The organism is Alteromonas sp. S015 (assembly GCF_036864485.1).
Taxonomy (GTDB): domain Bacteria; phylum Pseudomonadota; class Gammaproteobacteria; order Enterobacterales; family Alteromonadaceae; genus Alteromonas.
Map to the genome: position 1 here is coordinate 1 of NZ_JAZETO010000018.1, position 3108 is coordinate 3108.

General features: G+C 49.6%; 1 rRNA gene. It reads right to left on the reverse strand.

What is annotated here, in order from left to right:
* Positions 1 to 26: 26 nt before the first annotated feature.
* Positions 27 to 2902, reverse strand: a 23S ribosomal RNA gene (locus tag V7R42_RS19825).
* Positions 2903 to 3108 lie beyond the last annotated feature (206 nt).

The window sequence follows — 3108 nt, forward strand, 5'->3', positions numbered from 1 at the left end:
AAAGCCTAAAGCTTCTTGGGCGTTGTATGGTTAAGCCTCTCGGGCAATTAGTACAGGTTAGCTTAACGCCTTACAACGCTTCCACACCCTGCCTATCAACGTCATCGTCTATAACAACCCTTCCAGACCTTAAAGGTCAGGGATGACTCATCTTTGGGCCGGCTTCCCGCTTAGATGCTTTCAGCGGTTATCCGTTCCGAACATAGCTACCGGGCAATGCCATTGGCATGACAACCCGAACACCAGCGGTTCGTCCACTCCGGTCCTCTCGTACTAGGAGCAGCTCCCATCAATCATCCAACGCCCACACCAGATAGGGACCGAACTGTCTCACGACGTTCTAAACCCAGCTCGCGTACCACTTTAAATGGCGAACAGCCATACCCTTGGGACCGACTTCAGCCCCAGGATGTGATGAGCCGACATCGAGGTGCCAAACACCGCCGTCGATATGAACTCTTGGGCGGTATCAGCCTGTTATCCCCGGAGTACCTTTTATCCGTTGAGCGATGGCCCTTCCATACAGAACCACCGGATCACTATGACCTACTTTCGTACCTGCTCGACGTGTCTGTCTCGCAGTTAAGCTAGCTTATGCCATTGCACTAACCTCACGATGTCCGACCGTGATTAGCTAACCTTCGTGCTCCTCCGTTACTATTTGGGAGGAGACCGCCCCAGTCAAACTACCCACCAGACACTGTCCACAATCCCGATTAGGGACCAATGTTAGAACATCAAACATACAAGGGTGGTATTTCAAGGACGGCTCCACACAATCTAGCGACTGTGCTTCAAAGCCTCCCACCTATCCTACACATGTAGGTTCAATGTTCAGTGCCAAGCTGTAGTAAAGGTTCACGGGGTCTTTCCGTCTAGGTGCGGGTACACAGCATCTTCACTGCGATTTCAATTTCACTGAGTCTCGGGTGGAGACAGCGTGGCCATGGTTACACCATTCGTGCAGGTCGGAACTTACCCGACAAGGAATTTCGCTACCTTAGGACCGTTATAGTTACGGCCGCCGTTTACCGGGGCTTCGATCAAGAGCTTCGTCCGAGGACTAACCCCATCAATTAACCTTCCGGCACCGGGCAGGTGTCACACCCTATACGTCCTCTTACGAGTTTGCAGAGTGCTGTGTTTTTAATAAACAGTCCCAGCCACCTGGTCACTGCGGCCCCCATTTGCTTACCACGCGAAGTGTTCACAAACAGAGGCGTACCTTCTCCCGAAGTTACGGTACAATTTTGCCGAGTTCCTTCACCCGAGTTCTCTCAAGCGCCTTAGTATTCTCTACCTGACCACCTGTGTCGGTTTGGGGTACGGTTCATATAATCATAAGTTTAGAAGCTTTTCCTGGAAGCAGGGCATCAACAACTTCACTCCCTTGGGAGCTCGTCTCGTGTCTCGGCCTTGAAAACCCGGATTTACCTAAGTCTTCAGCCTACTCACTTTCACTTGGACAACCAACGCCAAGCTTGCCTAGCCTTCTCCGTCCCTCCATCACTGATTATATAAGTACGGGAATATTAACCCGTTTCCCATCGACTACGCATTTCTGCCTCGCCTTAGGGGCCGACTTACCCTGCCCTGATTAGCATGGGACAGGAAACCTTGGTCTTCCGGCGTGGGAGTTTTTCACTCCCATTATCGTTACTCATGTCAGCATTCGCACTTGTGATATGTCCAGCAAGCTTTACAACTCACCTTCATCCACTTACACAACGCTCCCCTACCCAGCATGTAAACATGCTGCCGCAGCTTCGGTATATTGCTTAGCCCCGTTACATCTTCCGCGCAGGCCGACTCGACTAGTGAGCTATTACGCTTTCTTTAAAGGGTGGCTGCTTCTAAGCCAACCTCCTAGCTGTCTATGCCTTCCCACATCGTTTCCCACTTAGCAATATTTTGGGACCTTAGCTGGCGGTCTGGGTTGTTTCCCTCTCCACGACGGACGTTAGCACCCGCCGTGTGTCTCCCGGATAGTTCTCATTGGTATTCGGAGTTTGCAAAGGGTTGGTAAGTCGGGATGACCCCCTAGCCTTAACAGTGCTCTACCCCCAATGGAATTCGTCCGAGGCTCTACCTAAATAGATTTCGGGGAGAACCAGCTATCTCCCGGTTTGATTGGCCTTTCACCCCCAGCCACAGGTCATCCCCTAACTTTTCAACGTTAGTGGGTTCGGTCCTCCAGTTGATGTTACTCAACCTTCAACCTGCCCATGGCTAGATCACCGGGTTTCGGGTCTATACCTAGCAACTAAACGCGCAGTTAACACTCGCTTTCGCTACGGCTCCGTTATTCACTTAACCTTGCTACTAAATATAAGTCGCTGACCCATTATACAAAAGGTACGCAGTCACCCCGAAGGGCTCCCACTGCTTGTACGTATACGGTTTCAGGTTCTATTTCACTCCCCTCACAGGGGTTCTTTTCGCCTTTCCCTCACGGTACTGGTTCACTATCGGTCAGTTAGGAGTATTTAGCCTTGGAGGATGGTCCCCCCATATTCAGTCAAGATAACACGTGTCCCGACCTACTCGATTTCACTGTAAAGAACGCGTCGTGTACAGGGCTATCACCTTGTATCGCTCCTCTTCCCAAAGGATTCCACTACATTCAATACAGCTTAAGGGCTGCTCCCCGTTCGCTCGCCGCTACTAGGGGAATCTCGGTTGATTTCTTTTCCTAAGGGTACTTAGATGTTTCAGTTCCCCTCGTTTGCCTCGTTACACTATGTATTCATGTAACGATACCTGTAAACAGGTGGGTTTCCCCATTCGGACATCTGTGGCTCAAATGCATTTTGTCGGCTCACCACAGCTTTTCGCAGACTTACACGTCCTTCATCGCCTCTAACTGCCAAGGCATCCACCGTATACGCTTCGTCACTTAACCATACAACCCCAAACAGCCTTTTGACTTCTGTCTAAGTTATGTCGCATGAATGACAAGCTAATCGGAAGAATTGCCTTGCTATCAAATCATCGATTGATAACAAGCAATTCAGTCAAGTAGAGTAAAAAGTTCATCTTTCGATTTCTCAGTTACTCAATTTTGATTGATTACTATTAATATCAGCTTTCCAAATTGTTAAAGAACAT